The organism is Pseudomonas sp. GM84 (assembly GCF_000282535.1).
Classification (GTDB): domain Bacteria; phylum Pseudomonadota; class Gammaproteobacteria; order Pseudomonadales; family Pseudomonadaceae; genus Aquipseudomonas.
This window is the reverse complement of the sequence record NZ_AKJC01000167.1, coordinates 15,996-42,432: the sequence shown is the minus strand read 5'-3', so window position 1 is coordinate 42,432 and position 26,437 is coordinate 15,996. Positions and strand designations below refer to the sequence as shown.

Below are 26,437 nucleotides of genomic sequence, written 5' to 3'. Positions count from 1 at the left end.
CAGGTACAGCGCAAGCCTTGAGATTTGCGCGATCCCTGTGGGAGCCGGCTTGCCGGCGATGGGGTGCGAAGCAGCCCCTTGCGGTCTCACAGTCCGTCTTGATTTCTGAACAGGGTTCGCACTCGTGGTCAATGCTGTAACAAACAAACCCGCACCAATCATCGACCGCCTGGTCGTCGTCGGCCTTGGCCTGATCGGCGGCTCCTTCGCCAAAGGCCTGCGCGAAAGCGGCCTGTGCCGCGAAGTGGTCGGTGTCGACCTGGACGCCCCCTCGCGCAAGCAGGCCGTGGCGCTGGGTGTGGTCGATCGCTGCGAAGAAGACCTCGCCGCTGCCTGCATCGGCGCCGACGTCATTCAGCTCGCCGTGCCGATCCTGGCCATGGAGAAAGTCCTGGCCCGCCTGGCTCGACTCGACCTCGGCAACGCCGTGATCACCGACGTCGGCAGCGCCAAGGGCAACGTTGTGCGCGAGGCGCGTGCCGTGTTCGGTCAGCGTCTGCCGCGTTTCGTCCCTGGTCACCCGATCGCCGGTTCCGAGCAGAGCGGGGTAGAGGCCTCCAACGCCACCCTGTTCCGTCGTCACAAAGTCATCCTGACGCCGCTGGCGGAAACCGACCCGGCCGCCCTGGCCCTGGTTGACCGTCTGTGGCGCGCGCTGGGCGCCGATGTCGAGCACATGCCGGTGGAGCGTCACGACGAAGTGCTCGCTGCGACCAGCCACCTGCCGCACCTGCTGGCCTTCGGCCTGGTCGATTCGCTGGCCAAGCGCAATGAAAACCTCGAAATCTTCCGGTACGCTGCGGGAGGTTTCCGCGATTTCACGAGAATCGCCGGTAGCGATCCGACCATGTGGCACGACATCTTCCTCGCCAACCGCGAGGCGGTCCTGCGCACCCTTGATACATTTCGCAGCGATCTCGACGCCTTGCGCGACGCGGTCGATGCTGGGGACGGGCACCAGCTGCTGGGGGTATTTACCCGCGCACGCGTTGCCCGCGAGCATTTCAGTAAAATCCTGGCCCGCCGGGCCTATGTGGACGCTATGAACGCCAACGATCTGATTTTCCTGGCCCAACCCGGTGGCCGCCTGTCCGGGCGAATCCGCGTACCGGGCGACAAGTCGATTTCCCACCGCTCGATCATGCTCGGCTCGCTGGCCGAAGGCACGACCGAAGTCGAAGGCTTCCTCGAGGGTGAGGACGCCCTGGCGACCCTGCAAGCGTTCCGTGACATGGGGGTGGTCATCGAAGGCCCCAACCACGGTCGCGTGACCATCCATGGCGTTGGCCTGCATGGCCTCAAGCCGCCACCCGGGCCGATCTACGTGGGTAACTCCGGAACGTCGATGCGCCTGCTCTCGGGGCTGCTGGCCGGCCAGTCGTTCGATGTCACCATGACCGGTGACGCGTCGCTGTCCAAGCGTCCGATGAACCGTGTGGCCAACCCGCTGCGCGAAATGGGTGCGGTGGTCGAAACCGGTCCGGATGGCCGCCCGCCGCTGACCATTCGTGGTGGCCACAAGCTCAAGGCATTGACCTACACGCTGCCGATGGCCAGTGCTCAGGTCAAATCCTGCCTGCTGCTGGCCGGTCTGTACGCCGAAGGCAAGACCACTGTCACCGAGCCTGCACCTACCCGTGACCACACCGAGCGCATGTTGCGTGGTTTCGGCTATTCGGTCGAAACCAATGGCCCGGTCGCTTCGCTGCAGTCGGGTGGCAAGCTCACCGCGACGCGCATCGAAGTACCTGCGGACATTTCCTCCGCGGCCTTCTTCCTGGTTGCCGCGTCCATTGCCGAGGGCTCCGAGCTGGTGCTCGAGCACGTTGGGATCAACCCGACCCGTACCGGCGTCATTGATATCCTTCGCCTGATGGGCGGCGACATCACCCTGGAAAACCAGCGTGAAGTCGGCGGCGAGCCAGTGGCCGACCTGCGCGTGCGCGGGGCCAAGCTCAAGGGTATCGACATTCCTGAGCACCTCGTGCCACTGGCCATCGACGAGTTCCCGGTGCTGTTCGTGGCCGCTGCCTGCGCCGAAGGGCGTACCGTGCTGCGCGGCGCTGAGGAGCTGCGGGTCAAGGAATCCGACCGCATCCAGGTCATGGCCGATGGCCTGATCACCCTGGGCATCAAGTGCGAGCCGACCCCGGATGGCATCATCATCGACGGCGGCCAGCTGGGCGGCGGCGAAGTGCACGGTCACGGTGACCACCGTATCGCCATGGCCTTCAGTGTTGCTTCGCTGCGTGCCAGTGCGCCGATCCGCATCCATGATTGCGCCAACGTCGCTACTTCGTTCCCGAACTTCCTCAAGCTGTGCGCCGAAGTCGGCATCCGCGTCGCCGAAGAGGGCAAGTCGTGAATTCGCAAGCACCGGTCATCACCATCGACGGCCCGAGCGGCTCGGGCAAGGGCACGATCGCAGGTATTCTGGCCCGCGAGCTGGGCTGGAAGCTGCTGGACTCCGGCGCGCTGTACCGGTTGCTGGCGTTCAATGCCAGCAACCATGGCGTCGACCTGACCAACGAAGAGCTGCTCAAGGCCTTGGCCGCCCATCTGGATGTGCAGTTCATCGCCGCCGAGCCGGGTAAGCTTCAGCAAATCATTCTTGAGGGTGAGGATGTCAGCAATGTCATCCGCACCGAGACGGTCGGTGCCGGTGCATCGAGGGTCGCGTCCTTGCCGGCGGTGCGCGAAGCGCTGCTACAGCGCCAGCGAGCCTTCCGCGAAGCACCGGGCTTGATTGCCGATGGTCGCGACATGGGCACCGTGGTGTTTCCGGACGCGCCGCTGAAGGTCTTCCTGACCGCCAGTGCCGAGGAGCGTGCCCGTCGCCGCTACCTGCAGTTGAAGGGCAAGGGTGAAGATGTTAGTCTGTCGAGTCTGCTAGATGAGATTCGTGCGCGCGACGAGCGTGACACCCAGCGTTCAGTGGCCCCGCTCAAACCAGCGGCCGATGCCATTCAGCTGGACTCCACCGAGTTGTCCATCGAGCAGGTGTTGCAACGTATCAGAAGCGAGCTCGCCCAGCGCGACTTGGTCTGATCGCCAGGAGAGCCGGCAGGGGCACCAGTCAACGTCCTGCCTGCTTTCCTTTACTTAACGAAACCCACATTGTCTGGAATGTGGCTAGGGGCGTATGTTTCGCCCGAATCTACAGGAATTAAAATGAGCGAAAGCTTTGCAGAACTCTTTGAAGAAAGCCTGAAAACCCTCAATCTTCAGCCGGGTGCGATCATCTCCGGTATCGTTGTCGACATCGACGGCGACTGGGTTACCGTACACGCTGGCCTGAAGTCCGAGGGCGTCATCCCGCTCGAGCAGTTCTACAACGAAGCTGGCGAGCTGACCATCAAGGTCGGTGACGAAGTTCACGTTGCGCTGGACGCGGTCGAAGACGGCTTTGGCGAAACCAAGCTGTCCCGTGAAAAAGCCAAGCGCGCCGAGTGCTGGATTGTTCTGGAAGCAGCTTTCGCCGCCGAAGAAGTGGTCAAGGGCGTTATCAACGGTAAGGTTAAGGGCGGCTTCACTGTCGACGTTAACGGCATCCGTGCGTTCCTGCCGGGCTCCCTGGTTGATGTCCGCCCAGTGCGCGACACCACCCACCTGGAAGGCAAAGAGCTGGAATTCAAGGTCATCAAGCTGGACCAGAAGCGCAACAACGTTGTCGTTTCCCGTCGCAGCGTGCTGGAAGCCGAGAACAGCGCCGAGCGCGAAGCCCTGCTGGAAACCCTGCAGGAAGGCCAACAGGTCAAAGGTATCGTCAAGAACCTCACCGACTACGGCGCCTTCGTGGACCTGGGCGGTATCGACGGCCTGCTGCACATCACCGACATGGCCTGGAAGCGCATCAAGCACCCGTCGGAAATCGTCAACGTTGGTGACGAAGTCGACGTTCGCGTTCTGAAGTTCGACCGTGAGCGCAACCGCGTTTCCCTGGGTCTGAAGCAGATGGGCGAAGATCCGTGGGTTGCTATCACTTCGCGCTACCCAGAAGGTACTCGCGTACAGGCTCGCGTTACCAACCTGACCGACTACGGCTGCTTCGCTGAGCTGGAAGAAGGCGTTGAAGGTCTGGTACACGTTTCCGAAATGGACTGGACCAACAAGAACATCCACCCGTCGAAAGTCGTTCAGGTTGGCGACGAAGTGGAAGTCATGGTTCTGGACATCGACGAAGAGCGTCGTCGTATCTCCCTGGGCATCAAGCAGTGCAAGTCCAACCCATGGGAAGACTTCTCCGGCCAGTTCAACAAGGGTGACAAGATCACCGGTACCATCAAGTCGATCACCGACTTCGGTATCTTCATTGGTCTGGACGGCGGCATCGACGGCCTGGTTCACCTGTCCGACATCTCCTGGAACGAAACCGGCGAAGAAGCCGTACGTCGTTTCAAGAAGGGCGACGAGCTGGAAACCGTCATCCTGTCGGTCGACCCAGAGCGCGAGCGCATCTCCCTGGGCATCAAGCAGCTGGAAGACGATCCGTTCTCCAACTTCGTTGCTGTCAATGACAAGGGCGCTATCGTCAAGGGCATCGTGAAAGAAGTTGACGCCAAAGGCGCCATCGTCACTCTGGCCGACGACATCGAAGCCACTCTGAAAGCTTCCGAAATCAGCCGTGACCGCGTTGAAGACGCGCGTAACGTCCTGAAGGAAGGCGAAGAGATCGAAGCCAAGATCATCAGCGTTGACCGCAAGTCCCGCGTTATCAGCCTGTCGATCAAATCGAAAGACGACGCTGAAGAGCGCGAAGCTATCCAGAGCCTGAAAAACGCTCCGGAAGCTGCTGCCGACACCACCATGGCTGCGCTGCTGCGCGAAGCAATGGCCAAGCAGAACTAAGTTCTGTTTGATCGGTAAAAAAGGGTGGCCTTCGGGCCACCCTTTTTTTGTGCCCGATTTTCCCCAGAGGCTGCGTCATCCCTTGTGGGAGCCGGCTTGCCGGCGATGGGCTGCAAAGCAGCCCTGCTCTAGTTTCCCTACACCCCGATCTTGAATTTTTTTATTAAGTCAAGATCCACCCTGTTCAAATCCCTCCCGGCGTGCTACAAACTGATTAAGCAATGATCTAGCTGCTTGATAACGAAGGGAAAAATATGACGAAGTCGGAGCTGATCGAACGTATTGTCACCCATCAGGGGCTGCTCTCGTCCAAGGACGTCGAGCTGGCCATCAAGACCATGCTTGAGCAGATGTCCCAATGCCTGGCCACCGGCGATCGCATCGAGATCCGTGGTTTTGGCAGCTTTTCCTTGCACTATCGCGCACCGAGGGTAGGGCGTAATCCCAAGACCGGCCAGTCGGTCGAGCTCGAAGGCAAATTCGTGCCGCATTTCAAGCCAGGCAAGGAATTGCGTGACCGCGTCAATGAAGATGAGCACGAGCACCCGTGAGCGATGAAGGAGCAGTCTGATGCGTAACCTGAAGCGCGCCCTGGCGGCGCTGTTCGTGCTGCTGTTGGCGGCTGTGGTGCTGTTCTTTGTGCTGGAGAACCAGCAGACGGTGTCGTTGGTGCTGTTTGGTTGGTCGGCGCCGGCGTTACCCGTTGCTGTGCCGGTACTCGCTGCCTTGGTTGTGGGGTTGGCGGTAGGGCCGCTGCTGGGGGCTTACGGCGTGCAGCGCAGCAAGCGCAAGATTCGTGCTTCGGCGCGGCAGGCGGCGTTGAGCAGTAATTAACGAGATTTCTTACGCTTTCGTAGGAAGGTAGCACCTGTGCGCGGCGCCGTTGAAATGGGGTAATCAAGTACTTCATTTTTCGGCCTGGGCGAGCGTGCAGCTTTATGGAATACCCCTGCCTTTCTCATCATGGTGGCACCCGCGGTGTAACCGGGTCTTGCCACCAGTTGCACCTTGACGCGTCAACCAGCCTGTTGGTCGACTGCGGTCTGGAACAGGGCGATGAAGCCCCCTCTGGCGCTGCGTCTGCGCCGATCGGTTTTGCCATTGGCGCGATCCGCGCACTCGTCATCACTCATGTTCACCTCGATCACGTCGGCCGCATTCCGGCGCTGCTGGCGGCAGGATTTCGTGGGCCTGTTCTCTGCAGCGAGCCCTCGGCAAAGTTGCTGCCGCTGGTGCTTGAAGATGCATTCAAGCTAGGTGTCAGCGCCGAGCCTGGGCAAGTTGATCGCTTTCTGGCTGTGTTGCAGCGGCAGGTCGTAGCCTTGCCTTTCGAGCAGTGGTATCCCGTCATTGAGCAGGAAAGTGTCGCCTGTTCCATTCGCTTGCAACGTGCCGGGCACCTGCTGGGGTCGGCCTATGTCGAGTGCGATGTGCGTTTTTCAGGTAAGGAGCCCAGTTCGCGGATCGTGTTCTCTGGCGACCTCGGCCAGCCAGGCAATCCGCTTTTGAGGTCGGTCAAGCCGCCTGAGAGGGCAGATATTCTGGTTCTGGAAAGTACCTATGGGGACCGGGTACATGCTGATCGCAGCGATCGACAGGCGCGGCTGGAAGCTGTGATTGATCGCGCACTGGCGGATGGGGGCACAGTTCTCATTCCGGCATTCAGTCTTGGCCGGACACAGGAGCTGCTGTACGAGATCGAGGATATTCTGCACCGCAAATCGCTGAATCATGAGCATGCTTTGGGCGCTGCGGATGACTCGTTGCACATGATCGACTGGCCGCGCTTGCCGGTCATACTCGATTCCCCTCTGGCGCAGCGAATCACCAAGGCCTACGTGGAGTTGCATCAGTACTGGAATTGCACAGCCAGACAGCGATTGAGCGAGGGTAGGGCGCCACTGAAGTTTGAACAGCTGGTTTGCGTGGAGAGTCATTCGCAGCATTTGCAGGTTGTAAATTACCTCAAGAGCACGGCGCGGCCGGCGATCGTGATCGCTGGGAATGGGATGTGCTCAGGTGGGCGGATCGTCAATTACCTAAAGGCGATGCTGGGGGATCCTCGCCATGAGGTGGTATTTGTGGGGTATCAGGTGAAGGGTACGCCGGGGGCGGTGATACAGATGAGTGAGGGGGTAGAAGGGCTTGTGCAGGTTGATCTGGATGGGCAGATGTATGACATCAAGGCCAAGGTAATGAGCCTGGGTGGGTACTCAGCTCATGCCGATCAGGAAGGGCTCGCTGTGTTTGTAACAGCGATGGCAAACGTACCCGCTGCAGTCCTGCTTGTTCACGGCGACCAGAAAGCGAAGAAAATGCTACGAAAGGTCCTTGAACAAGCGTTTGCTCGTAAGGGAGAGGTGCCGCGAGTGCTGATACCTACCTGACCGTTCGGCGCCTCGCTTCAGGCTAGGGGGGGGTCTGAGGAACATCTGGCATCATCACGGCTCTTATGACGTCTGCGTATTTCGTGCCAGCTGCGTTTGCTTGAAAGAGAGCATTCGTGTACAGATAGCAGGCAAAATGCCGCACCGCTGCAGGGAATCAGTACGGCGCGTGAGACGGTCAAAGCTTTGATGATGTTGGACGGACCTCAGGATAATCAGAATAAATGCTTAATGAACCACAGCACCCTCGGCGTGACGATGAAATTGAACTTTTTGATTTGGTGCATGGCATCTGGCGCCAGAAGCTATGGGTTGGGCTTGTAGCCGCACCCATCCTGGCGGTGGGTGTTGCATACGCTTTGATGGCCGCGCCAGTCTATGAAGCCAAATTATTTGTCGAGCCTCCAACTCAAAATGACATTGCGCAGCTTAACTTCGGTCGCGGCGGTGACTCGGGTTTGATCCCTCTGACTGTCAAGGAGGTGTACGAGACCCACCTTCAGGCCTTGCAGTCAGAAGCGGTGCGCAACAAGTTTTTCCGAGACGTGTATTTGCCGAGCCTGAGCGACGAGCGCCGTCGGGGTTCGCGCGATGCGTTGTACAGCGACTTCAACAGAGTGCTGACGGTTGCACCTGCAAAGGGGTCATCCACTCGTTATGCAGTGACCGCGACGATGCACGATCCCCAGCAGGCGACGAAGTGGGTCGGAGCATTTAACGAACTCGCTGCCCAAAGCGCAAAGCGGAAGGTGCTGGAAAGTAATCGCAGTGATATGTTGATCAAAGCGGACAACCTGCAAAGCCAGATCAGCAGTGAAAAAAATAGCGCGCGCAAGGAGCGAGAGGACCGCATCGCTCAGTTGAAAGAGGCATTGGTTGTTGCCAGGTCTGTTGGGCTTGAGAAGCCTCCGCTAATTTCGGAACCGCTGTCAGTTCAGGTCTCTGCCGCGATGGGTGGGTCTTTGACCTACATGCGCGGGAGTAAAGCACTTGAGGCTGAGATTGCTACGCTTGAGGCTCGCTCATCGGATGAACCGTTTATCAATGGTTTGCGCCCAAGACAAGAAAAAATAACTTTCTATCGTGAGTTCAAGCTTGACCCGTCGGTAATTCGGGTGTTCGAACAGGACGGCGAGGTCGAATTGCCCGATCAGCCGATCAAGCCGAATAAGCCGCTCATTGTAATGCTTAGTTTGGTTATAGGGCTTGGCGCTGGGTTATTGACTGCTTTTTTCAAGGATTTGTGGAGCAGGCGCCGCGCGTCGGCGAGTTAATTAGCAAGCTCAGTATTGGTTTCTTGGCCAGCGCCCGCTGTTGCTGCTCGGGCGCAGGTGCTGGTAGCTCAGATTACCGAGACGGTATACTGTGCGGGCATGGGCTCGCGGACGTTTTCGGGCGTCCCGTTTAGGTGACTGTCTGCGATAGAACACGGCGCGTCGAGCGCAAGAAGTCGCACTGTACCGGGCTGGAGTTTAGCTGGTCATTGGCTGACATGGACATTTTTTTGGCACCCCGTCTCCTGCCATGCACGCAGGCGGGTAATATAAAAGGGTGAGTTGCGCGATATGACGGATATCAAGAAGCAGGCGGTTGAGAAGTTCAAGAGCAAAACGGCCCTGGTCGGTATTGTCGGGCTCGGCTATGTCGGCCTGCCCCTGATGCTGCGTTACAACGCTATCGGCTTCAGGGTGTTGGGTATTGACATTGATGAAGTCAAAGTTGATCGGCTCAATGCGGGTCAAAGTTATATCGAACATATCCCCGCTGAAAAAATTGCCGGCGCCCGCCAGACCGGGTTCGAAGCAACTACAGATTTCAGCCGTGCGACGGAGTGTGATGCGCTCATTCTTTGTGTGCCTACACCGCTTAACAAATACCGCGAACCGGACATGAGCTTTGTCATCAACACGACGGATGCGATCAAGCCGTACCTGCGTGCGGGGCAAGTCGTCTCGTTGGAAAGTACTACCTATCCCGGCACCACTGAAGAGGAGCTGCTGCCTCGTGTGCAGGAAGGCGGCTTGAAGGTGGGTGAGAACATCTTCCTGGTCTATTCGCCAGAGCGTGAAGACCCGGGGAATGTGAACTTTGAAACGCGGACGATCCCCAAGGTCATTGGTGGCCATACACCAGGTTGCCTGGAGGTAGGCATTGCCCTCTACGATCAAGCGATCGATCACGTTGTTCCGGTCAGTTCGACCAAAGCAGCCGAAATGACCAAGCTGCTTGAGAACATACACCGCGCGGTGAATATCGGTCTGGTCAACGAGATGAAAATCGTCGCGGATCGAATGGGAATCGACATCTTTGAAGTGGTGGACGCGGCGGCGACCAAGCCATTTGGTTTCACGCCTTATTACCCGGGCCCGGGCCTTGGCGGGCACTGTATTCCGATCGATCCGTTCTACCTGACGTGGAAAGCCCGTGAGTATGGGGTCAACACCCGTTTCATCGAGCTCTCGGGGGAAGTCAACCAAGCCATGCCAGAGTATGTCCTGAGCAAGCTGGTGGATGGTTTGAACAACGCTGGCAAAGCCTTGAAAGGCAGCCGGGTCCTTGTACTGGGCATTGCGTACAAGAAGAACGTGGACGATATGCGCGAATCGCCTTCGGTGGAGATCATGGAGCTGATCCAGGCGAAAGGTGGTGTCGTGGCCTACAGCGACCCCCATGTACCTGTTTTCCCTCGGATGCGCGAGCATCATTTCGAACTCGGCAGCGAGCCGCTGACCGCAGACAATCTCGCCAGCTTTGATGCCGTGGTGCTGGCCACGGACCACGACAGGTTCGACTACGCATTGATCGAGGCGCAGGCGAAATTGATCGTCGATAGCCGCGGTAAGTACCGCACTCCGGCGGCGCACATCATCAAGGCCTGAGCCGCGGATAGCCCTGACGCTCCGCCCGGCCTGTTGTCGGGCGGATTCACTGTTTTCGAAGGAAGCACCATGAAGAATTTCGCTCTGATCGGCGCAGCAGGTTACATTGCCCCTCGACACATGCGCGCCATCAAGGATACCGGCAACCGCCTGGTTTCCGCCTACGACATCAATGACTCGGTCGGGATAATCGATAGCATCTCGCCGCAAAGCGAGTTTTTCACCGAGTTCGAGTTTTTTCTCGAACATGCTCATGCCCTGAAGCGCGACGCGGCGACTGCGTTGGACTATGTAGCCATTTGCTCGCCAAACTACTTGCACTATCCACACATCGCGGCAGGCCTGCGCCTGGGTTGTGATGTCATCTGCGAAAAACCACTGGTGCCAACCCCGGAGATGCTCGATCAGCTTTCACTCATCGAGCAGGAAACCGGCAAGCGTCTGTACAACATCCTGCAGTTACGCCATCACCAGGCGATCATTAACCTGAAGGACAAGGTGGCGGCCGAAAATCGTGACCGCAAGTACGAAGTCGACCTTACTTACATCACGTCGCGCGGCAAGTGGTACCTGAAAAGCTGGAAGGGTGACCCTCGCAAGTCTTTTGGGGTGGCAACCAATATCGGTGTGCATTTCTACGACATGCTGCATTTCATCTTCGGCAAGCTGCAGCGCAACGTCGTGCACTTCACATCGGAGCACAAGGCTGCCGGCTACCTCGAGTACGAAAAAGCGCGAGTGCGTTGGTTCCTTTCCGTCGATGCCGATGATCTGCCGGAGTCCGTCAAAGGCAAAAAGCCCACCTACCGTTCAATCACCGTCGATGGTGAAGAGATGGAGTTTTCCGAAGGCTTTACCGACCTCCACACCACCAGCTATGAAGAAATCCTGGCCGGTCGGGGTTACGGCATTGAAGACGCACGCCACTGCGTGGAGACCGTCAACGTTATCCGCAGCGCCCCTGTGGTTCAGGCCAAGGACAATGAGGCGCATCCGTTTGTGCTCAGTCTTGCTCGCTGAAAAATTGTAATGCTGGCGGCCGTGAGGCCGCCCATTTCCTCGCGGAGCAATGTTTTCAAGGTCCTGCGTAGCGTGTCTAACAATAACGAAACATCGCTGAAAGTATCGAGCGTGCTGTCCCAGAGCAAAGATATCCGCCTGGATGTCCAAGGTCTGCGAGCGGTAGCAGTTCTTGCTGTACTGGCTTACCACATGAACAACTCATGGCTCCAGTCGGGGTATGTGGGTGTTGATGTCTTTTTCGTCATCTCAGGGTTCATCATCACGGCTTTGCTAACCGAGCCGGGCAGCAAGATCCATCTGCCGTCGTTTTATGTAAACCGCATCAAGCGAATTGTTCCGGCGTACGCCATCATGCTGGCGGTTGTCAGCGTAGCGTCGTCCATTCTGTTTTTAAGCGCTGATTTCGAGTTCTTCCGTCAGAGTTTGAAGTCAGCAGCCCTTTTTACCAGTAACCAGTATTTTTCGGATTTCGGCAGTTATTTTGCACCTCGCGCAGAGGAGTTGCCCCTGCTGCATACCTGGTCGCTCGCGATCGAGATGCAGTTCTATCTGTTCTTCCCCCTGGTTTTGCTATGCCTGCCGCGCGCCTGGCGACTACCGGTCCTGTCACTGCTCACCGTGGGGCTGTTCATGTGGAGTGGCATCAAGGTCTCGGACGGTGGGTACGCTCATGCGTATTTTTCGCTGCTCGCCCGCATGCCCGAATTCTTGCTCGGTGGAATAGTCGCGCTTGGTCTTCGGCATCGAGAAATGCCTGTTCGGCTTTCTGTGGTGCTCGGCTTGCTTGGCGCTATCTTGCTTGCGATCAGTTTTGTCCTGGTTGATAAAACGCAGTTCCCAGGTTATTGGTCGGTCCTGCCCTGCGTCGGGGCGGCGCTGGTGATCGCGGCGCGGCGCGGCCCTGTCAACAGGCTGTTGTCCACCCGTGCGATGGTGTGGGTTGGCAGTATTTCCTATTCCTTGTACCTGTGGCACTGGCCGGTTTTGGCGTTCATTCGCTATTACGTCGGGCAGTACGAGTTGAATGGGGGATGGCTTTTCGTCGCATTGGTCGCCTCGTTCGTTCTGGCGTGGCTTTCCTATCGATTCGTCGAGCAGCCGACCCGCAAGTTGTCGGGTGCTCGACGTTTGGCTCCCAGATTTGCGCTCGCTGTGGTCGGGATTGCCTCGATTGTCTTGCTGGCTATCAGGTTCAACCCGCTGATTGTCCCGCCAGTGCCCCAGGAGCAAGCTCGTTATGCGGCGCCAGAGCTGATCTGTCACGGGCAACAGATAGGGGAATGCAAGCGCGGCCTTGCCAGCGCCATACCATCGGTTCTGGTAATTGGCGACAGTCATGCTGCTCAGCTCAATTACTTCCTGGATCAGGCGGGTACCGAACAGGGTGTAGCGTATCGCGTACTCACTGCCAGCAGTTGCGTGCCCATCCCGGCTTTCGACGTTGAGCGCCTGCCTGAATATGCCCAGCAGCCTTGCCGGTCACAAATCATCGCGGTGAAACAGGCATTGCTGACAATGGATAAGGTGATCATTGCAGGTATGTGGCAATACCAGATGCCGAGCCCGGCATTCGTCAAAGCTCTGCAGGCATTTTTGAATGATGCCTCAGCGGACCCTAAGCAGGTTGTGGTCCTGGGGCAGGTGCCGATGTTCCGAACGGATGTGCAAAGGGTTCGACGCTTCAGGGAGCTCGGGTTGCCAGCTACCCTGACGTTCAATAATGAATGGAAAGCAGCGAATCAGCAGGTCGCGGAGCTCACCAGAGGCATCCCAGGCGTGCATTATGTGGATTTCTCCAATTCAAGCTTTTTTGCCGACGCACCCTATGAACAGGGCGAGCTTATCTACCAGGATAACCATCATCTCAATGAGATCGGGGCGCGTCGCTACGGGCATTTCGCCGGCGGGCAGCTACAACAGTTGTTCGACCCAACTCAATCCAGCGTGAGTCTCAAGCAATGAATCATTATCAGCACCCCAGTGCAATCGTCGATGAAGGCGCGCAGATTGGCAAAGACTCGCGCGTATGGCATTTCGTCCATGTTTGTAGCGGCGCGCGGATTGGCGCAGGCGTTTCCCTCGGGCAAAACGTCTTTGTCGGCAACAAGGTCGTGATCGGTGACCGCTGCAAGATTCAGAACAACGTGTCGGTATACGACAACGTCACGCTGGAGGACGGGGTGTTCTGCGGGCCAAGCATGGTTTTTACCAACGTCTACAACCCACGTTCGCTCATCGAGCGCAAGGACCAGTATCGAGACACGCTGGTGAAAAAGGGCGCGACACTGGGGGCGAACTGCACGATTGTTTGCGGGGTCACCATTGGCGAATTTGCTTTTGTAGGCGCCGGCGCGGTCGTCAACAAGGATGTACCCGCCTATGCGCTGATGGTCGGGGTACCGGCCAAGCAGATTGGCTGGATGAGTGAGTTTGGTGAGCAACTGGATGTAAGCGCAGATGGCCAGGCCATTTGCTCGCACACAGGGGCAACGTATGTGGTGCGCGGCAATTTCCTTGAAAAACTGGATGTTTGACCATGATTGAGTTCATTGACCTGAAACAGCAACAAACACGCATCAAGGCTGCTATCGACGCCGGTATTCAGCGCGTATTGAGTCATGGCCAATACATCTTGGGCCCTGAGGTGGCCGAGTTGGAAGAGCGTCTGGCAGCTTATGTAGGCGTGGATCACTGCATCACCTGTGCCAACGGTACTGATGCCCTGCAAATTGTTCAAATGGCACTCGGCATCGGGCCCGGTGACGAAGTGATCACGCCAGGGTTTACCTATATTGCCACGGCTGAAACTGTTGCGCTGCTCGGCGCCACGCCTGTGTACGTGGATGTTGATGAACGCACATGCAACCTGGATGTCAAGCAACTGGAAGCCGCCATTACGCCGCGTACGAAGGCGATAGTGCCCGTGTCGCTATATGGGCAGTGCGCTGATTTTGATGCGATCAACCAGATTGCGGAAAAATATAATATTCCGGTTATTGAGGATGCTGCGCAGAGCTTTGGTGCTACTTACAAAGGGCGACGTTCCTGTGGGTTGACCACCGTGGCCTGCACCAGCTTCTTCCCAAGTAAACCGCTCGGCGGTTATGGCGACGGTGGTGCCATCTTTACTAATGATCCAGCCCTTGCTCTGGTTATTCGTCAGATTGCCCGGCACGGCCAGGAAAAGCGTTATCACCATGTAAGGGTAGGCGTTAACAGTCGGCTCGATACGCTGCAGGCCGCAGTGCTGCTGGCAAAGCTTGATATTTTTGATAGCGAAATAGTGCTTCGTCAGCAGGTGGCGAAACGCTATAACGAATTGTTGAGTGGTCAAGGTTCAATCAAGCTCCCGCACATTGCAGAGGGTAATACCTCGGTCTTCGCGCAGTTTACTGTCCAGGTAGAGGGGCGCGAGAACGTCCAGGCCGAGTTGAAAGCGAGCGGTGTGCCAAGTGTGGTTCATTATCCCATTCCGCTTAACAAGCAAACCGCAGTCGCTTCTGACGCTTATCTCCCGGTAGGGGATGCGCTAGCGACCAAGGTTTTGAGTTTGCCGATGCACCCCTACTTGAGTGAAGCCGAGATCAAAACGGTAGTGGACGCTCTGGTTGCCGCGTGCGGTACGCTTAAATGAAGGTTTTGAAATATGTCTCGTCGTATTGGCGAGACATTTTTTTGCAAGCTTCAGGGAATACCATTGCACAAGTTGTCGGGGTGTTAGGTATTCCGCTGTTGTCGAGGCTGTATGCGCCTCAGGAATTTGCAGTGCAGAATATTTTCCTGCAGCTCGTAATGTTTTTTGCGGGAATCATGACCTGGCGATATGAGTATTTTTTTCAGATGCTTAAAAACGACCAGCAAGCACGTTGGTTGTTCTCTGGGGTCGTGAAGCTTGGCCTTGTTACAGGCGTTGTGTTTACTGTGCTGCTGTACGCGTTCTCGGCGGAGATCGCTCGACTGCTGTCGGTGGAACAAGGTGCTGATTATCTGATTGTTGCACCGCTTAGCGCACTGCTCGTGTCGTTGGCGCTGGCGTTTCAACATAATGCTCAGCGCTCAGGTGCCTACAAGATCTCCGCCATGTCGGAAGTGTTCGGCAAATCGGCCTATGTCGCGTCGGGTGCGCTGTTGGCTGCGGTAACCACGAGCGGCCTGATTTTTACAACTTTATTTAGTGCGTTGGGCAAGATTGGCGCCCTGCTGCCTTACTCTAAAAATCTGATCCATGGCGCCTGTGCGCATGCACCTGATGCTGTGAGCCCTTTAAAAAAACATGCCAGTGGTGCCAGCGCCCTGGTGATGTCACATATCCTGGTTACTGTCAGCAGTGCGGCACCTATTTTCTACATATCAGCCAAATACGGTACGGAAATACTCGGGCAGTTTTCGATGGTCATGGCCACTATTTTTCTTCCCTCTGGATTGATTGGCGCGGCCATTGGCCAGGTTTTCTACCAGCGTGCGGCGTTGCACGCGGAGGAACCGCTTGTCCTTAAAGGGCTTTGGACTATGACCATTCGAAAACTGGTGCTATTCGGGGTTCCCATCTATTTGTGCGCTGGTATTTTGTCCCCGTGGATTTATCCATTGGTCCTGGGGGGGCAATGGCATGATGCGGGGTTGTATGCGCAAGTGCTGATGGTTGCCGCGCTCAGTGCTTTTGTCAGTACGCCCCTGGATCGCGTTTCATTGGTGCTTCGCTACAACTGGTATTTGCCTGCACTGCATGTGTTCAGGTTGATGTCCACAGGATTGCTACTCGCGCTCGCCATTCATTTCGCCCTTGATTTCAAAGACTTCTTGCTATTTTATGTCGTACAGATGTCGGCCGTGTATCTTCTAGACCTTTTATTTGCTCATTTCTTGATCGGTCACGCAGTCGGGAAGGGGGCGGCGGCAATGAAAGAGGTTTGATAGGGTGTTGGACGCAGTCAAAGCCTTTGGCATGGGGCTGGCGTGATGGCCAAGTAAATTGTATCGCACGAAATGACGATGCGCCGGCTAACCGAAAGAGTGATCATAATGGACAGTGAAATTGCGGGTCGATTCAGGGAGCAGGATACCTCAATGTTGCCAAGCTCTCTGGCATGGGTGAATGTGGCGCGCATAAAGCTTTTGGCGGCTGTTGTATTTTATGTTTTTGCTCTTGTCTATGGTCATGACAAATACCTCTCTCTGGTGCAGGCTTTTTGGGGGTTCAATTCGCCTCATTTTAATTTGAGCAATATGCTGCTCATCATCGTGTTGGCGGTCATTCCTGCGTTCGTTATGCCATTATACCTGACAAGACCGTCCTCTCTGTTTATCTATGCCTTGGTGTTTTGCGTCTACTTGCCAGGGGTCGTTACTGGCATGCTCAACTATGAGGACTCCATAGATCGGTACTTGGGGCTGTTCTCTTGTTTTTGCATCGGTCTCGTCGGTTGTTGCTTGGCTGTTCGCTGTGTTCCCCTGCGCAGTAACGCTTCCAGATCGTTCTCGCGGCCTTTGTTGCTCACCTGCGTGCTGGGCTCACTCACCTGCTTTCTCGTCTTGTTTCTGACGTATAAGGATATTCTTTCTTTTTCCGGCGTGGATGATATCTACGCGCAACGGGAGAAGGGGGCGGCCACCTCCTTGTTCATAGGATACTGCCAGGTTTATTTGGCTTACTTTTTCTCGCCGGTGCTGTTTGCTACCGGTTTGATATCTAAGCGCATCTTGATTGCGCTGCTCGGTTTTGCTGGTTTTATTTTCGTGTTCATGATAACCGCCGAGCGGACAGTGCTTCTGTTGCCGTTCGCAATGTTCTTGATGGCGTTCATTTTCAAAGCGCGTGGCGCGAATCCTAATGCCCCGGTGTACTTGTTTGTGGGCGGTGGGGTGATGGTCTTCCTGATTGCGGAGCTCTTTGATCAGGTTGGTCTTTTCCAAGAATTGGGCTTCTACTTTTATACGCGTTTAATCGCTTGCCCCGGCTTGTTTGTTACTCAATATTATGACTTGTTCTCTACGCAAGGTTTTACTTACTGGGCTCACGTATCGGGCATCAGTTGGTTTGCTGAGGTACCTGCAGCGTATGCAGCTGATGAAAAATGGCCTGCTCTGGGTAAAATTCTGGCTGAGCGGGTGCTGGGCGTGCAGAGTCAGTCTAATGCCAGTTTTGTCGCTACCGATGGTGTCGCCGCTGCCGGTGGTCCAGGCGTGCTGGCCATCTTCATGCTTTACACAGTCTGGTTGATCGCGCTGGATTGGGTGTCCCAGGGGTGGAACAAGGTGCTGCTGCTGACGGCGCTTTTCCCTCTCGCATTCATTAGTACCAACGGTCCTTTTTCTACCATGTTGGCTTCCTTTGGCGGGGGGCTGTGGATTGCCATGCTATGGTTTGACAAATTCAGAATGAAGCTATGGGGGCATCGGCTGTGATTGGATATGTTATCTCGAGAATACTAAAAAAATCACGAGGCGCTGCACTGATCGATTCACATATTCCTCGTAGTTCGAAAGTAGAGTCGGGCAGTACGTTGATTTCTACACGTTTTGGTGAGCATAGCTTCTGCGGCTATGATTGCACGTTCATAAGAACGACTGTTGGGGCATTTTGTTCAGTCGCAAGCAATGTTGTAGTCGGGGGCGCGCGGCACCCCATCGAGTACGTGTCGACCAGCCCTGTGTTTCTGGCGCATAAAGAGAGCATCAAGAAAAAGTTTTCCCGGCATGATTACCGTTGGGAGCCCGTCACGACCATAGGGCACGATGTCTGGATTGGGCAGGGCGTTTTGATCAAGGGCGGGGTTACGATCGGAACGGGGGCTGTGATAGGCATGGGCAGCGTAGTCACCAAGGATGTCCCTCCTTATGCTATCTATGGCGGCAACCCCGCACGCCTGATACGTTACAGATTTACGGAGTCCATAATCGAGGGGCTTCTGAAAAGCCGTTGGTGGGAGCTATCGGATGAGCAATTGAGTGCGGCGGCTGTCCATTTCACCGACCCAGAAGCTTTTTTGAAAAGTCAGAACTTGCTATGAAGATCATTCATCTGTGTGTGTCATGTTTCTATATTGATGGTTATCGGTATCAGGAAAACGAACTGGTGCGTGAGCACGTCGATACCGGGCACGATGTACTGGTAGTGGCGTCCACTGAAACCTACCTGGATAATTTGACCCTCGGCTACACCGCGCCGGGGGATTATATGGGAACGGATGGCGCTCGGGTTATACGGTTACCCTACAGTGGGGTCGCCCCGTTCTTTTTGAAAAAGAAACTCAGAATGCATAACGAACTGGGGCGTATTCTTGAGACGTTCGCTCCAGACGTGATCATGTTTCATGGGCTTTGTGGCTGGGAGTTGCGCACCGCGGCACGGTACAAGCGCAAGCATCCGGATGTTAAGCTTTATGTCGATAGCCACGAGGATGCAAATAACAGCGCAGTGACCAGTTTGTCAAAAGTGCTGCACAATTTTTACTACCGTCCAATCATCAGGGCGGCGCTGCCAGCTATAGACAAAGTGCTTTGCATTTCTCAGGAAACGCTCGAATTCTGTCGCAAACAATATGGTATCGACGATGCGGCTATGGAATTTTTCCCGTTGGGAGGAAAGATTGCCGATGATTCGAGCTATGAAAAAATTCGTACTGGAACACGCGCGGAACTGGGTATTGATCCTGGCCAGACGGTGTTTTTACAGTCTGGAAAATTCGATGCGAAAAAGAAGCTGGTTCAAAGCCTTCGGGCATTCTCGCAATTGCAATCTGAGGATTTCCGCTTCTTGATTGTCGGTCAATTGCATGACGCCATTGCCGAGGAGGCGCGTGCGCTCATTGCCAAGGATCCGCGTATCACTTTTCTGGGCTGGAAACCTGCCGATGAGTTATATGGCTTGTTGTGTGCGGCAGATGTCTACGTTCAGCCAGGCAGCCAGTCAGCGACGATGCAGATGAGCCTCTGCGCTCGTCGACCTGTCATTGTTGCTGACGTGCCCAGTCATGTTCCGTTTGTGCAGGGGAATGGATGGGCCGTTCGTGAGGAAAGCGATTTGCTTCGCGCCTTTGCACAGATTGAGGCAGACCCAGGAATATTGGATACTTACTCGAGGCGGTCTTACGAAATTGCTTCGAGTCTTTTGGACTATCGCCGCATGGCAAAGCGCCTGCTGACCTAATTGCTGGAAGTTAATATGAAGAATTACAAAATTTGTACGCGTTGCATCATGGACACCAGCGACCCGAACATTCGCTTTGATCAGCATGGCGTTTGCGAGTACTGCGCCAACTTCGACAGTGAGATCAAGCCCAATTGGGACACTGGCGCGCGTGGCGAAGCCGAATTGATGGCGCTGGCAGAAAAAATCAAGCAGCACGGTAAAGGCAAGGACTTCGATTGCATTATCGGTTTGAGTGGCGGTCTGGATAGCTCGTACGCTGCCTATGTAGCCAAGAATGTCATGGGCCTGAGGCCTTTGCTCTTCCACGTGGACGCGGGCTGGAACACTGACCAGGCGGTTGGCAACATCGAGCGCTTGGTCGACGGACTCGGCCTGGACCTCTACACCGACGTCATCAACTGGGAGGAAATGAAGGACCTTCAAGTGGCCTTCCTGCGTTCGCAAATTTCCGATCAGGACTTACCGCAGGATGCTGCCTTCTTCTCTTCGCTCTACAAATTTGCACACAAGCACAAGATCAAATATGTCTTGACCGGCGCCAATTACTCGACGGAGTGCTGCCGTGAGCCCGAAGAATGGGGCGGCTACCCAGGGATTGACAAGACGCTGTTCAATGATATTCACGGCCAATTTGGCAAGCGGTCACTGAAGAGTTTCCCGCTCGTTGATATTCTGACCTACAAGATTTATTACCAGCGCATCCTCGGCATGCAGATTGTCAAGCCGCTGAACCTCGTGCCCTACGTCAAAGCGGACGCAGAAGCCACGTTGGAGCGCCTGTTCGGCTGGAAGCGGTTCAAGCATAAACACCACGAGTCGCGTTTCACGCGCTTTTACGAAGACTACTGGATGCCGCGCAAATTCGGCTACGAAAAGCGCCGCGCGCATTTCTCCAGCCTGATCATGACCGGGCAGTTGACGCGAGAGGCAGCGCTTGAGCGCATCGCCCAGCCTGAAATGGACGAAAACTTCCTCAAATCCGAGTTCGAATACGTAGCACACAAGCTGGACTTGACTGTGCCTGAGCTTCAAGGCATTTTCGAAGGTCAGAACAAGACCTTCCGTGACTACAAAAACAAACGTTTCGTGATCGGCATTGGTGCAAGAGTGCTCAGTGCAATCGGATTGGAAAGAAGGCTGTTCAGATGATCACCATCATTGATTATGGCTTGGGCAACATCCAGGCCTTCGTTAACGTCTATCGACGCTTGCACATCCCGGTGGCAGTTGCGCAAACCGCAGCGCAGCTGGATGGTGCAACCAAACTGATCCTTCCTGGCGTCGGCGCCTTCGACCATGCGATCGAACGGCTGGATGCGTCGGGCATGCGTCCTGCGCTCGAAGAGCTGGTGCAGCAGCACAAGCTGCCTGTGCTGGGTATCTGTGTGGGCATGCAAATTCTCGCCAACAGCAGCGAAGAAGGGCGCCTGGCAGGTCTGGGCTGGGTGCCTGGGTGCGTTCGCTCCTTCAAGTCAGTCCCCAACCTTGCAGACCTGCCGTTGCCTCACATGGGCTGGAATGACGTGGCCGCCCTCAACGACAACCCCTTGTTCAAAGGTTTCGAAGAAGAGGCGCGGTTCTATTTCCTGCACTCGTTCTTCTTCGACTGCGAGCAGGAACAACACCGTGCGGCGATGTCTTCATACGGTCTTGAGTTCAGTTGCGCGGTTCAGGCTGGGAACGTATATGGCGTTCAGTTCCACCCTGAGAAGAGCCACCATTTTGGTGTCGGCCTGCTGAAAAACTTCGCGGAACTGTGAGCGGATACTGACAATGTTAAGACCCCGGATCATTCCATGCCTGCTCATCCAAGAGGGTGGGCTAGTCAAGACGGTCAAATTCAAGGATCCGAAATACGTCGGAGATCCCATCAATGCGGTGAAGATCTTCAACGAAAAGGAAGCCGATGAACTGATCGTAATCGACATTGACGCCACGGCGCATGGTGTCGAACCCAACTATACGCAGATTGCCAAGCTCGCCGCCGAATGCCGTATGCCACTGTGTTACGGAGGTGGCATCCGCACCGCGGCGCAAGCCAAGAAGATCATCCAGCTGGGGGTAGAGAAGGTAGCCATCAGCTCGGCTGCCCTGGAAAACCCCCAGCTCGTTACCCAGATTGCTGAAGAAATTGGCAGTCAGAGCGTCGTCGTGGTGCTGGACCACAAGTCACGCTTGCTGAGCAAGCATCAGGAAGTGTGGACACACAATGGCACGCGCAACACCAAGCGCAGCGTGCTGGAGGTGGCCCAGGAGCTGGAAAAGCTGGGTGCAGGGGAGATTGTTCTCAATTCGATCGAAAATGATGGAAAGATGAAGGGCTACGACCTGGATCTGGCGACCAAGCTTCGCGCGGCAGTGCACATCCCGATCACCATCCTTGGCGGCGGCGGTTCGCTCGAGGACATGGCCAGCGTGGTCAAGGCGTGTGGCGTGGTTGGCGTGGCGGCGGGCAGTTTCTTTGTGTTCAAGGGGCCATATCGAGCGGTGCTGATCAGCTATCCAAGTGCCCAGCAGAAAGACGACATCATTTATTCAGCTCTACGTGCCCGATAACTACTCGGGCACGTCGCAAGGGTCAGATCATATGTTCAAAGGTAAAAAGCTTCTTATCACCGGCGGCACCGGATCTTTCGGCAACGCGGTCCTCAAACGGTTTCTCGATAGCGACATCGCGGAAGTACGCATTTTCAGCCGCGATGAGAAGAAACAGGACGACATGCGCAAGCGCTACGACAGCGCCAAGCTCAAGTTCTATATCGGCGATGTTCGGGACTACCAGAGCGTGCTGAACGCCACCCGAGGTGTCGACTTCATCTACCATGCTGCGGCGTTGAAGCAGGTGCCGTCTTGCGAATTCCACCCAATGGAAGCCGTCAAGACCAATGTCATCGGTACCGAGAACGTCCTTGAGGCGGCCATTCAGAACGAAGTGCGACGCGTGGTGTGCCTGAGCACCGACAAGGCGGTTTACCCGATCAATGCGATGGGTATTTCCAAGGCCATGATGGAAAAGGTCATGGTCGCCAAGTCGCGCAACCTGGATGAGGCCAAGACGGTGATCTGCGGCACGCGCTACGGCAACGTGATGGCATCGCGTGGGTCGGTGATTCCGTTGTTCATCGATCAGATTCGCGCGGGCAAGCCGTTGTCCATCACCGACCCGAACATGACCCGTTTCATGATGACCCTGGCTGACGCGGTAGACCTCGTGCTGTATGCCTTCGAGCATGGCAACAACGGTGATCTGTTCGTGCAGAAGGCACCAGCTGCCACGGTGCAAACCCTGGCATCGGCATTGACCGCGCTACTTGGCCGACCAGAGCATCCTGTTCAGGTCATCGGTACCCGCCATGGTGAAAAACTCTACGAAGCGCTCCTCAGTCGGGAAGAGATGGCATGTGCCGAGGACATGGGTGATTACTATCGTGTGCCGCCAGACCTGCGCGACCTGAACTACAGCAAGTTTGTCGAGCAGGGCGAAGAGAAGATCTCCCATACCGAAGATTACAACTCGCATAACACTCACCGCCTCGATGTGGCGCAGATGCAGGCTTTGCTGTTGAAGCTCGAATTCATCAAGGCCATCCAGCGTGGCGAGCATGCCACGCCGGAGGAGTGACCCATGAAGGTTCTGGTCACTGGAAGCAATGGGTTCATCGCCCGCAATCTGCTTGTTCATTTGCGCGAACGCAAGGACGTTGAAGTCATCCTTCACGCGCGTGGCGATGACCTGCAAGCGCTGGAAACCAAGGTCGCGCAAGCCGAATTCGTCTTTCACCTGGCCGGCGTCAATCGCCCTCAGGATCCAGCGGAGTTCGGCAGTGGCAACCGCGAGCTGACCCAGCAGCTGTGCGAGGCTGTGAAAGCCACCGGGCGAAACATTCCGGTACTCTATACCTCGTCTATTCAGGCGGAGCGAGACAACCCGTACGGGCTGAGTAAACTGGCAGCCGAACAGGCGTTGACTGCGCTTGCTCAGGCGCATGGCAATGACGTTTATATCTTCCGTTTGCCGAACGTGTTTGGTAAGTGGGCACGCCCCAATTACAACTCGGCGGTAGCGACTTTCTGCCACAATATTGCTCATGACCTGCCTATCCAGATTCATGATGCCTCTGCAGCCGTGAGCCTGGTCTATGTCGATGATGTGGTCAGCAAGTTCCTGGCCGTCATGGATGGCGAGAACGTGGGCAGTGGCAGGGTCGAAGTCGAACCGGTTTACAGCACCACGGTGGGCGCACTGGCTGAACAACTGCGCAGTTTCCGTGAAAGCCGCTCGACGCTGATCACCGAGAATGTGGGTGTGGGCCTTGTGCGCGCGCTGTATTCCACCTACCTCAGTTACCTGCCGCCTGCAGCATTTACCTATGAAGTGCCCAAGTACGGCGACCCACGCGGTGTTTTCGTCGAAATGCTGAAAACCCCTGAAGCCGGTCAGTTTTCGTACTTCACGGCTCATCCAGGCATCACGCGCGGCGGTCATTATCACCATTCCAAGACCGAGAAATTCCTGGTGATCAAAGGCATGGCAAACTTCCGTTTTCGCCATGTCGTCACCGACGAATTCTACGAACTTCAGACCAGTGGCGAGTCACCGACTATCGTCGAGACAGTCCCAGGTTGGACCCATGACATTACCAATATCGGTGATGACGAAATGATCGTCATGCTGTGGGCCAATGAAATTTTCGATCGCGAACACCCGGACACTTATGCGTTGCCGGTTTGCCCCTGACCCGGTTGATGCATGAAATGAGGACAGTATGAAAAAGCTGAAAATTGTCACTGTTGTTGGAACCCGTCCGGAAATCATTCGCCTGTCGCGGGTCATGAGTGCGCTTGATCAGCATTGTGAACAGGTGCTGGTGCATACCGGCCAGAATTATGACTACGAGCTGAACGAAATCTTCTTTCAGGACCTGGGCATTCGCAAACCCGACCATTTCCTCAATGCCGCCGGAGCCTCCGGGGCAGAGACCATTGGCAACGTGATCATTGCGGTGGATCGCGTGCTGGCCGAGGTACAGCCTGAGGCGTTGCTGGTTCTGGGGGATACCAACAGCTGCATGGCGGTGATCCCGGCCAAGCGCCGCAAGATCCCGACCTTCCACATGGAAGCAGGCAACCGTTGCTTCGACATGCGCGTCCCTGAAGAGATTAACCGACGCATCGTCGACCACACGGCTGACATCAATCTCACCTACAGCACCATTGCACGTGACTACCTGCTCCGCGAGGGTCTGCCGCCAGACATGGTGATCAAGACCGGTAGCCCGATGTTCGAGGTGCTCAACCATTACCGTCCGTCGATCGAGGCTTCTGATGTACTGCAGCGCCTTGGACTGGAAGAAGGGCAGTTTTTTGTCGTCAGCGCACACCGCGAAGAGAACATTGAGTCGGACAACAACTTCCTCAAGCTGGTGGACGTGCTCAATACAGTGGCCGCCGAGTTCAACCTGCCGGTGATTGTTTCTACCCACCCCCGCACGCAGAAACGTGTCGATGCGCTGGGTGTCAAGTTTCACGCCAATGTACGCCTGCTCAAACCGCTGGGCTTCACCGACTACAACAAGCTGCAATTGGCTTCCAAGGCTGTCTTGTCAGACAGCGGCACAATCAACGAAGAATCGTCCATCCTCAATTTCCCGGCACTGAACTTGCGCGAGGCACATGAGCGCCCCGAGGGTATGGAGGAGGCCGCAGTCATGATGACTGGCCTGGATGTGACGCGCGTGCTGCAGGGGCTGGCGCTGCTGGAAACCCAGCCACGTGGCGAGTGCCGAGGCCTGCGTCTGGTGGAAGACTACAGCATGCCCAATGTGTCCGAGAAGGTGGTGCGAATTATCCACAGCTACCGTGACTATGTAATGCGTACCGTCTGGAGAAGGTACTGATCTGCCATGGCCACGCGCATTCTACTGCTCACTCAATGGTTTGACCCGGAGCCAACGTTCAAGGGGTTGGTGTTTGCCCGTGAACTGGTTGCTCAAGGTTTTGAAGTGGAAGTCGTTACCGGCTTCCCCAATTACCCTGGCGGTAAGTTGTACTCGGGATACAAGGTCAAGCTCATACAGCGTGAAGTGATCGATGGCGTCAACGTGACGCGCGTGCCGCTCTATCCCAGCCATGGGCAGAGCGGCATCGGGCGTGTACTCAACTATGTAAGCTTTGCTGCGACCAGCCTGTTCTATGGGTTGTTCGGTGCACGCAAACCGGACGTCATCTATGCCTACCACCCGCCGTTGACGGTCGGCATGTCGGCAGCTCTCATACGGATGTTTCGTAGAGTGCCAGTGGTGTATGACATCCAGGACATGTGGCCGGATACCTTGAAGGCTACTGGCATGTTTTCCAACGAGAAGGCACTGCGGCTGGTGAGTCGGGTATGCGACTGGGTTTACCGCCGTGTTGACCAGATCGTGGTGCTTTCGCCTGGGTTCAGACGGTTGCTCATCGAGCGTGATGTCCCGGCGGGAAAGATCGATGTGATTTACAACTGGTGCGCCGAGGACATGGTATGTACCACGGATGCAGGCAAGCCTGACAACTTCCCGGGTAGCGACACCTTCCGGGTGTTGTTCGCCGGCAACATGGGCAAGGCGCAAGCGCTTGATGCGCTGATCGACGCGGCAGCGATTCTCAAGCAAAGAGCGGCCAATGTATCGCTGGTCTTTCTGGGCGGCGGCGTTGAAGTTTCGCGTCTTCAGGCTGTTGCGCAGCAAAGGCAGCTCGACAACGTGATTTTTTTACCGGGCGTACCCATGGCAGAGGTTGGGGCCTACCTGGCGAGTGCTGACGCGTTGATGGTACACCTGAAGAAAGACCCGCTTTTCACCATTACCATACCGTCCAAGACTCAAGCTTACATGGCTGCCGGCAAACCGTTGATCATGGCAGTGGAAGGTGACGCGGCGCAATTGGTGGGCGACGCCGACTGCGGCGTGATAGCTGAGCCGCAAAACCCTCAAGCGCTGGCGGATGCCTGCATCGAGCTCAGTTTGCTGACTGATCAGATGAGGGCTCAAATGGGCCAGAGAGGCGCGGATTTTTATCGTCAGAAGCTTTCCTTGAAAGTGGGTGTACAACGCTTTGGCGAACATTTCAGGCGTTTGGGCAAGTAATGGTGCAACGTCTGGTAGTGCCGA

23 protein-coding genes are annotated in these 26,437 nt (G+C 56.0%); all 23 read left to right on the top strand.

The annotated features are described in order from the left end of the window. Positions 1-157 precede the first annotated feature (157 nt). The 23 genes from PMI38_RS14290 (at position 158) to PMI38_RS14180 (ending at position 26,413) form a co-directional block, all read left to right on the top strand. Positions 158-2,365: a bifunctional prephenate dehydrogenase/3-phosphoshikimate 1-carboxyvinyltransferase gene (locus tag PMI38_RS14290; protein ID WP_043273651.1), complete on the top strand. Its 2,208-nt coding sequence runs from the start codon at positions 158-160 to the stop codon at positions 2,363-2,365. Continuing rightward, entirely contained in the window at positions 2,362-3,048 is a 687-nt protein-coding gene (gene cmk, locus PMI38_RS14285; RefSeq protein WP_008095152.1) for a (d)CMP kinase, read from the top strand. The genes PMI38_RS14290 and cmk overlap by 4 nt, the downstream gene beginning before the upstream one ends. A gap of 123 nt (positions 3,049-3,171) precedes the next feature. After that, positions 3,172-4,848: a 30S ribosomal protein S1 gene (gene rpsA, locus PMI38_RS14280; protein WP_008095150.1), complete on the top strand. Its 1,677-nt coding sequence runs from the start codon at positions 3,172-3,174 to the stop codon at positions 4,846-4,848. A gap of 254 nt (positions 4,849-5,102) precedes the next feature. Then, positions 5,103-5,399: an integration host factor subunit beta gene (gene ihfB / locus PMI38_RS14275; RefSeq protein ID WP_008095149.1), complete on the top strand. Its 297-nt coding sequence runs from the start codon at positions 5,103-5,105 to the stop codon at positions 5,397-5,399. A gap of 19 nt (positions 5,400-5,418) precedes the next feature. Beyond that, on the top strand, positions 5,419-5,682 hold the full coding sequence (locus PMI38_RS14270; protein ID WP_008095147.1) for a LapA family protein: 264 nt from the start codon (positions 5,419-5,421) through the stop codon (positions 5,680-5,682). A gap of 104 nt (positions 5,683-5,786) precedes the next feature. Continuing rightward, positions 5,787-7,235: an MBL fold metallo-hydrolase RNA specificity domain-containing protein gene (locus PMI38_RS14265; protein WP_008095145.1), complete on the top strand. Its 1,449-nt coding sequence runs from the start codon at positions 5,787-5,789 to the stop codon at positions 7,233-7,235. A 224-nt stretch (positions 7,236-7,459) separates the two neighbouring features. After that, positions 7,460-8,509, top strand: a complete 1,050-nt coding sequence (locus PMI38_RS14260) for an LPS O-antigen chain length determinant protein WzzB (RefSeq protein ID WP_008095143.1) — start codon at positions 7,460-7,462, stop codon at positions 8,507-8,509. Positions 8,510-8,800: 291 nt separating this feature from the next. After that, on the top strand, positions 8,801-10,114 hold the full coding sequence (gene wbpA / locus PMI38_RS14255) for a UDP-N-acetyl-D-glucosamine 6-dehydrogenase (RefSeq protein ID WP_008095141.1): 1,314 nt from the start codon (positions 8,801-8,803) through the stop codon (positions 10,112-10,114). 69 nt (positions 10,115-10,183) lie between these two features. Next, positions 10,184-11,134: a UDP-N-acetyl-2-amino-2-deoxy-D-glucuronate oxidase gene (gene wbpB / locus PMI38_RS14250; RefSeq protein ID WP_008095138.1), complete on the top strand. Its 951-nt coding sequence runs from the start codon at positions 10,184-10,186 to the stop codon at positions 11,132-11,134. A 72-nt stretch (positions 11,135-11,206) separates the two neighbouring features. After that, on the top strand, positions 11,207-13,099 hold the full coding sequence (locus PMI38_RS14245; RefSeq protein ID WP_274517617.1) for an acyltransferase family protein: 1,893 nt from the start codon (positions 11,207-11,209) through the stop codon (positions 13,097-13,099). Continuing rightward, positions 13,096-13,671, top strand: coding sequence for a UDP-2-acetamido-3-amino-2,3-dideoxy-D-glucuronate N-acetyltransferase (wbpD, locus tag PMI38_RS14240; protein WP_008095134.1), 576 nt, complete (start codon positions 13,096-13,098; stop codon positions 13,669-13,671). The genes PMI38_RS14245 and wbpD overlap by 4 nt, the downstream gene beginning before the upstream one ends. Positions 13,672-13,673: 2 nt before the next feature. Continuing rightward, complete coding sequence (locus PMI38_RS14235; protein WP_008095132.1) at positions 13,674-14,771, top strand: DegT/DnrJ/EryC1/StrS family aminotransferase; 1,098 nt, start codon at positions 13,674-13,676, stop codon at positions 14,769-14,771. Then, the gene (locus tag PMI38_RS14230) at positions 14,768-16,051 is read left to right on the top strand and encodes a lipopolysaccharide biosynthesis protein (RefSeq protein ID WP_008095129.1); all 1,284 of its coding nucleotides are present in this window, start codon (positions 14,768-14,770) and stop codon (positions 16,049-16,051) included. The genes PMI38_RS14235 and PMI38_RS14230 overlap by 4 nt, the downstream gene beginning before the upstream one ends. Before the next feature lie 108 nt (positions 16,052-16,159). Further along, entirely contained in the window at positions 16,160-17,542 is a 1,383-nt protein-coding gene (locus PMI38_RS14225) for a hypothetical protein (protein WP_043273647.1), read from the top strand. A gap of 230 nt (positions 17,543-17,772) precedes the next feature. Further along, positions 17,773-18,147 carry a CatB-related O-acetyltransferase gene (locus tag PMI38_RS27725; protein WP_274517616.1) on the top strand — a complete coding sequence of 125 codons (375 nt, stop codon included), beginning with the start codon at positions 17,773-17,775 and terminating at the stop codon, positions 18,145-18,147. Further along, complete coding sequence (locus tag PMI38_RS14215) at positions 18,144-19,286, top strand: glycosyltransferase family 4 protein (protein ID WP_008095124.1); 1,143 nt, start codon at positions 18,144-18,146, stop codon at positions 19,284-19,286. Before PMI38_RS27725 ends, PMI38_RS14215 begins: the two co-directional genes overlap by 4 nt. A 15-nt stretch (positions 19,287-19,301) precedes the next feature. After that, complete coding sequence (locus tag PMI38_RS14210) at positions 19,302-20,438, top strand: N-acetyl sugar amidotransferase (protein ID WP_008095121.1); 1,137 nt, start codon at positions 19,302-19,304, stop codon at positions 20,436-20,438. Then, a complete protein-coding gene (gene hisH / locus PMI38_RS14205) occupies positions 20,435-21,049 on the top strand; it encodes an imidazole glycerol phosphate synthase subunit HisH (protein WP_008095119.1) in 615 nt (204 codons plus the stop codon). The genes PMI38_RS14210 and hisH overlap by 4 nt, the downstream gene beginning before the upstream one ends. Positions 21,050-21,062: 13 nt before the next feature. Next, complete coding sequence (locus tag PMI38_RS14200) at positions 21,063-21,845, top strand: AglZ/HisF2 family acetamidino modification protein (RefSeq protein ID WP_008095117.1); 783 nt, start codon at positions 21,063-21,065, stop codon at positions 21,843-21,845. Positions 21,846-21,876: 31 nt separating this feature from the next. Then, positions 21,877-22,911 carry a polysaccharide biosynthesis protein gene (locus PMI38_RS14195; protein WP_008095116.1) on the top strand — a complete coding sequence of 345 codons (1,035 nt, stop codon included), beginning with the start codon at positions 21,877-21,879 and terminating at the stop codon, positions 22,909-22,911. 3 nt (positions 22,912-22,914) lie between these two features. After that, a complete protein-coding gene (wbjC, locus tag PMI38_RS14190; protein ID WP_008095114.1) occupies positions 22,915-24,027 on the top strand; it encodes a UDP-2-acetamido-2,6-beta-L-arabino-hexul-4-ose reductase in 1,113 nt (370 codons plus the stop codon). Positions 24,028-24,055: 28 nt separating this feature from the next. Next, positions 24,056-25,186 (top strand): non-hydrolyzing UDP-N-acetylglucosamine 2-epimerase, encoded by a 1,131-nt coding sequence (gene wecB / locus PMI38_RS14185; protein WP_008095112.1) that lies wholly within the window; start codon positions 24,056-24,058, stop codon positions 25,184-25,186. 6 nt (positions 25,187-25,192) lie between these two features. Next, positions 25,193-26,413, top strand: coding sequence for a glycosyltransferase family 4 protein (locus PMI38_RS14180; RefSeq protein WP_008095111.1), 1,221 nt, complete (start codon positions 25,193-25,195; stop codon positions 26,411-26,413). Positions 26,414-26,437 lie beyond the last annotated feature (24 nt).